This is a genomic window from Dysgonomonas sp. Marseille-P4677 (assembly GCF_016652235.1).
In the GTDB taxonomy this organism is placed as follows: Bacteria; Bacteroidota; Bacteroidia; order Bacteroidales; family Dysgonomonadaceae; genus Dysgonomonas.
On sequence record NZ_JAEPKU010000192.1, the window covers coordinates 1 to 5,258 of the forward strand.

Genomic DNA, 5,258 nt, shown 5'->3' on the forward strand with positions numbered 1-5,258 from the left:
ACCCCATACAGTTACACAAATAGTTTTAGGATATGTACCGTCTGTTTGAAAGATAAGGTTCTGTTTTTGCCACTCTCCATTTTTGCCTACCCCTGTTTGTATGGGTAATACTTGGATTAATTTTGCGTCTAAATTCATGTTGTTTGTTTTTAAATTTTAATTATTTTTTTTCTTATGATAAATGGATAGTAATATTTTATAACCTCATTTTCATTTCTATACCTATGAGTACCTACGTATTTAACACCTCTTATTTCTATTTTTTTATTTGGTCTGTGTGAGGAGTAGGATATATCAACGGACAACCAATTAGCAATAGGACTACTCGGATAAGTATTTGATTCAAAATAATAGTCACCATTTTTTATTTCCCCTTCTTTTATATGAACATATCCTTTAGGTATAAGATTCTTTGGTCCCCATACATCGAAGGCATCTATTGAGAAGTCAGCAAAAATACCATCTTCCCATAATGATACTAATTTTGCTATCTGATCGTTAAAATCACGTTTATTTACTTCATAAGAAATACATTCTATTTTGGGGAATATTGAGGTATCGCTTAATTTGTTTATATCAAAAACAGGAACTTTAACGACCTGACAAATAGTAATATCATTACCCCATTTATAAAAACCTATAACCTGTTCTCCTTTCATTGGATGACATGGTTTATTATTTGTAAATCCAGATAAATTACCGCTTTTTTTTACAGCAAAATAGCAAGCTAATTCTTTATTTATGTTTGGATAAACTTCATAATTAATAAGCTCATACTTAGTCTTATCTTTATATTTTCTCTCTTTAATGAAAAGAACATAACAATTATATTTATTCATATTCTCAATTCTTTTTCTTCTGTTATTACATTACTTGAATTACTTATTATATCGTCTATTATCTGCCTTTTAAACTCCGTTGCTTTGGGGATTGATTCATCAATTATTTTCAGTATCTTATCATTCGGATAACATCTGACTATTCGCATTCTAAGAATATCATTGCATCGTGGATCAAACGATATAAAGTCGCACCATTCGGATTTATTGAACAAGATATTTGCTTGCATCTGATAGTAGTATTTCTTTGAATCTTTCGTCAAATCGAGTAGTTCCTCTGCTTTTTTTATCCTGAAAAACTTAATGTGATTTGTGCCTTCGTAGGGGCATTTAATTTCAATCTGTCCGTTTAATGATTCAATAATACCGTCAGGACTACCCCCAGAATCTTTGGTATATTCAATAAAGCCAACTTGTGTAACTTCTGCACCTGTTCGCTGTTCATACTCTTGTCGTGCTGTATCTTCCCAATCGTTACCCCATTGCATAGCAGCAGACGAGCGAGCATTTAAGCACATTTCCAAGTATTGACTTTCGGGCAATATAGCTTCATAAGCTTTTGAATATACGGCTGTCTCAAAGGTTTTACCGTCACCGCAAATATTTACTATGTCGGATGCTGTAAACTTTGCTTTACGGATTAAATGCCATTGCTCGCTGCGTTGTTGCATGGGTGTTATTGAATTAATTGAGTTATCTTATTTTTAATTTGCTCAAAATGCGGTTTATCCTTCTCCCTTCTTAGCCTAGCTTTTGCTTTAAGGGCATGAGATAAAGTGTCTAGTTCTATCTCTCCGTTTAAGTCTGCATAGCCATTTGTAAACTCCGTATATAAATCATCCTTTATCAGATTATATGTAACATCATCAAAGACTACTTTCACGCTTTTGTAATCTCCATAGTCTCGAATATCCCATTTGTAAACGCTTGAGGATAATTCAATCCAAAATGATTCAGGGGCATCTACTACGAGTATATCCACATCATCGAAACTATCGACTAAACCATGAAGATGTAATAAGAATGAGCCTGTAATGACAAGTCTGCACTCATAACCTCGTTCGTATGTTTTTCGTACAGGAATATCATCAATGATTCTATTGAATGTTTTTTTATCTAAGCATTTCATAATCTTACTTTTTACCTAATAATTTATTCACTTGATCGAATTGCTTATTTTCCAGACATAAACATTATCTCATCGTATTGAGCCTTTGTTATCTCTCCACGTCCATAGTATTCCCCCGCAAACTCAGGATTCTTTTTACATAGTTCAAAATTCACTTTCATTTCTTCTGCTGTAATTTCCTTCCCTTTGTTGGTAACATCTTCATAGCTTACATCAATAGGCATACTAGAGCCTTCGTCAGCATCCCCGAAGTCGCAACCTGTTATATACTCATATAAAGCCTTTTTAGCCCTTCTTTCCGCTTTACCTCTCATCTGGTCGTGTGAACTATAAGAATCTTTCTTAACTGTCGCCGTGATGCTAAACGAGTTCTTTTCTCCGTTATGTTCATAGGATATTTTTACAGGTATTTCAGCGAAGTTTGCATTTGTGCCTTTGTCATAAGACACATCAAGAAAATACTTAACACCGAGTCTACGCAACAATGCTGTATAACCTTCTTTTGTTGGGTACATCTTTGCAGCAATGATGTTAAACTGATTCCCTGTAGGCAATAAACCAATAGAAACAGCGTCAATAATTGCATCCTTTACAGTCTCTACATCATATTCTGGCTGCACCTGTCCTCTACTGTTAGCTTTTCCTGTACGATCTGTAAGAAAGCCTACTTTAGTGTTCATTAATGGCAAGAATACTTCTTTCATAACCTCGGATGTTAATGCTTTTCTTAGGATAGCCACTACATTAACAGCTTCGAACGCTGCACCGAAATTGTTTACAACTTGCAAGCCTTTTGCGCTTTGACAAGCTAATTCAAATAGTTCTTTTGATTCTGTGAACTTTGTCACTTGATTGTTTTGATTACTCATAATTCTTTTCTTTTAATGTTTATTGAATTGTTCTTAATAAATTGTTTACTTCCTGATAAAATAACCGAGCGTTTTTGCTGTCGAAATAGTTCTTGCTTTTGAAGCGTTCTACATCTTCAGACGTTCCCATGTCATAAGTGAATTGCATATTTATTCCGTTGAAATAATAGTATGACAATCCTTTCTTGCGTCTAGGTATTCGGTTCATGGTTATTTAATCTTCAAATTCGACTTCTTGAATTTCTGATTGCTTTATTTCATTATCCTCTTTGGATATTATTCCTTTTCTATAAAGCCATTCCCAATAATTATAATTAGGATGAACCATATAGCCATCATCTTTTATAAACTCGCTTTCGTAAATGCTAAAAAGAAGCATATCTAAGGCTTTTTCCGTGTTATATTTTATTTCTTTCATAACTTACACTATTACGCATTCTTCAATCTTAGCTTGATATTCACCCTTATCGCCCCTGTACCTCAAACTTACTTCTCCTGTTTGCGGATTGTAATAGTTTATTATAGCTACTTTGCTTCTATCCCATAGAGCGCAAATAACCGTCATTCCTTTTCTGATTTTTCTTTCTTTTGTTGCCATTGTTTTATTGATTAAAATTGTATTTTAGTTGTCATTATAATTAAAAAAAAATCCTTTTCTTTACAGATGTAAATGTAAGAAAAATAATTGGAATGGTATATATATTTACTATTAAATAATGTTAACGTTACGAATATAGTGTATTTTGTAAAGTTTGTGTTATCTTTTTTATATTTCCCCGTACATTTCCCTTGCTTCTGCTTTGTCTTTCTCTGACAGATCACGTATTAAGTTACAGCTTAAAGCAGCCATTTGCAATTCGATAACACTAAGTCTCACTGCGTTTGTTTTTCCCCTACCTATATCAGGATATTCTTTTATTACACCCGATTTAAGCCAAGCATTTACAGTTGCTTTGTGATAAATCTTATTAGCCTTATTACGAGATATATGAGGGGGAATGTTTGATAGCTCTATATCTCTTTTTGTTTCCCCTAAAATGATTGCCTTCTTAATTATTTGCTGAAGCATCGCCTGTGTGAGTGGTATTAGATTCATGGTTTTTAAAATTACAGTCATTATACAATTTTACAACTATCTCGGAAAGCATTCTTTTTACTATGTGCTTTTCTTGAATTTTAATGCTGCTTTCAAAACAGTCAGGCAACCATGCCTCAAACATTTCATCTAGGAAATCTTTAATCCTTTCGGGTTCTAATATCCCGAATAAACACTCTAATTTATTCCTCATACTTAAAATAATAATGATTTAGTTATACAATAATACTATTTAAGACTAAGCTTCTTTTCTAACTTCTATTCTAGTTTCAATAGTTGATCTGTTATTAGAATTTCTCCTATTTCTTGTCATTTCGAAGTGTTCATGAGGCAATGACAATACTACCGCCGACAATATAACGGTTGTAACTAGTTTCTTTAATAATTCTGATTTAATGAACTCTTGAACGGCATTTCTTAATTCAGTGTAATTTACATCAAATAATTTACATAAAAAATAGCCTGTCAGCTCGGTGTCTTTATGATAATCTACCTTACCCTTTATGTTACTTATATGTTTTCTTGCCGTATTTGGAGAAATGTACATTTTATCTCCAATCTCATCAGCTTGAAAACCAATAGCATTTAAAGCAAGTACAGGAATTTCACTTTTAGATACATTTTCGTTTTGCAACTCTTTGAAAACTTCTTTTAATCTTATTTTATAATAATTTTTAACCATTTTTTTTCAATTGTGTAGTTTGTTTACTATAATAACATAGGTTTAATCCATAAGTGATGAAACCCACTTGTTAAATTTGTTTGCTCGTTGTAATATGTATGACTTGCAGTATTTCCAACTAAAGTAAGCGAGAAGCAAGCTTGTTATCTTAATGGATATAAATGGAATTATATCTATATGTTCACATTCAGCTATTAAGCCAAGTAGGGCGATAATTAATGTTATAGTGGTAAAGTGTTTCATAATTATATATTTTTTAAAATCGTTCAAACATTATCATATTTCTATACTCTATTTCAGCAGCTTTTTGCTCGTCAGTCATTTTGCTTTTATTGTATTCAGAAACAATATTTCTTAGTCTGTTTTCAAGCTGTAAAGCCTCAATAGTTCTTATTTGCTCGTAGTCTGAATCAAGTATTTCAATACATTTTATATCGGTATCAACTAAGCAAAAAACAAAATCTACAAACACACGCATATAATCATTATAGTATTCAAAATCTATTACTCCTATATTATCAAATTCATAAACATACTCTGAAAACTTACCGCAAATAGTATCAATATCTACGCTTTTAATATTAATCTTTACTAAAGTTTCCATTTTTAATCAATTTTGATTATTGTTTTTACTATATTTACT

At 32.0% G+C, this 5,258-nt stretch carries 11 protein-coding genes; all 11 read right to left on the bottom strand.

Annotated features, from left to right (window positions below; genetic code table 11):
- The coding region (locus JGH11_RS18775) for a DUF3127 domain-containing protein (protein WP_201114361.1) at window positions 1–138 on the bottom strand (138 nt) is incomplete at its 3' end.
- An 11-nt stretch (window positions 139–149) separates the two neighbouring features.
- Window positions 150–839, bottom strand: coding sequence for a hypothetical protein (locus JGH11_RS18780; protein WP_201114363.1), 690 nt, complete (start codon window positions 837–839; stop codon window positions 150–152).
- Window positions 836–1,510, bottom strand: coding sequence for a lambda exonuclease family protein (locus JGH11_RS18785; RefSeq protein WP_201114365.1), 675 nt, complete (start codon window positions 1,508–1,510; stop codon window positions 836–838). Before JGH11_RS18785 ends, JGH11_RS18780 begins: the two co-directional genes overlap by 4 nt.
- A gap of 5 nt (window positions 1,511–1,515) precedes the next feature.
- Window positions 1,516–1,968 carry a hypothetical protein gene (locus tag JGH11_RS18790; RefSeq protein WP_201114366.1) on the bottom strand — a complete coding sequence of 151 codons (453 nt, stop codon included), beginning with the start codon at window positions 1,966–1,968 and terminating at the stop codon, window positions 1,516–1,518.
- 44 nt (window positions 1,969–2,012) lie between these two features.
- Window positions 2,013–2,837, bottom strand: a complete 825-nt coding sequence (locus JGH11_RS18795; protein WP_236264201.1) for a hypothetical protein — start codon at window positions 2,835–2,837, stop codon at window positions 2,013–2,015.
- 19 nt (window positions 2,838–2,856) lie between these two features.
- A complete protein-coding gene (locus tag JGH11_RS18800; protein WP_201114367.1) occupies window positions 2,857–3,045 on the bottom strand; it encodes a hypothetical protein in 189 nt (62 codons plus the stop codon).
- 6 nt (window positions 3,046–3,051) lie between these two features.
- Complete coding sequence (locus JGH11_RS18805; protein WP_201114368.1) at window positions 3,052–3,255, bottom strand: hypothetical protein; 204 nt, start codon at window positions 3,253–3,255, stop codon at window positions 3,052–3,054.
- Window positions 3,256–3,258: 3 nt separating this feature from the next.
- A complete protein-coding gene (locus JGH11_RS18810; protein ID WP_201114369.1) occupies window positions 3,259–3,435 on the bottom strand; it encodes a hypothetical protein in 177 nt (58 codons plus the stop codon).
- A gap of 168 nt (window positions 3,436–3,603) precedes the next feature.
- Window positions 3,604–3,933: a hypothetical protein gene (locus JGH11_RS18815; protein WP_201114370.1), complete on the bottom strand. Its 330-nt coding sequence runs from the start codon at window positions 3,931–3,933 to the stop codon at window positions 3,604–3,606.
- 238 nt (window positions 3,934–4,171) lie between these two features.
- Window positions 4,172–4,615 (bottom strand): LuxR C-terminal-related transcriptional regulator, encoded by a 444-nt coding sequence (locus tag JGH11_RS18820; RefSeq protein WP_201114372.1) that lies wholly within the window; start codon window positions 4,613–4,615, stop codon window positions 4,172–4,174.
- A gap of 256 nt (window positions 4,616–4,871) precedes the next feature.
- A complete protein-coding gene (locus JGH11_RS18825; protein WP_201114373.1) occupies window positions 4,872–5,219 on the bottom strand; it encodes a hypothetical protein in 348 nt (115 codons plus the stop codon).
- Window positions 5,220–5,258 lie beyond the last annotated feature (39 nt).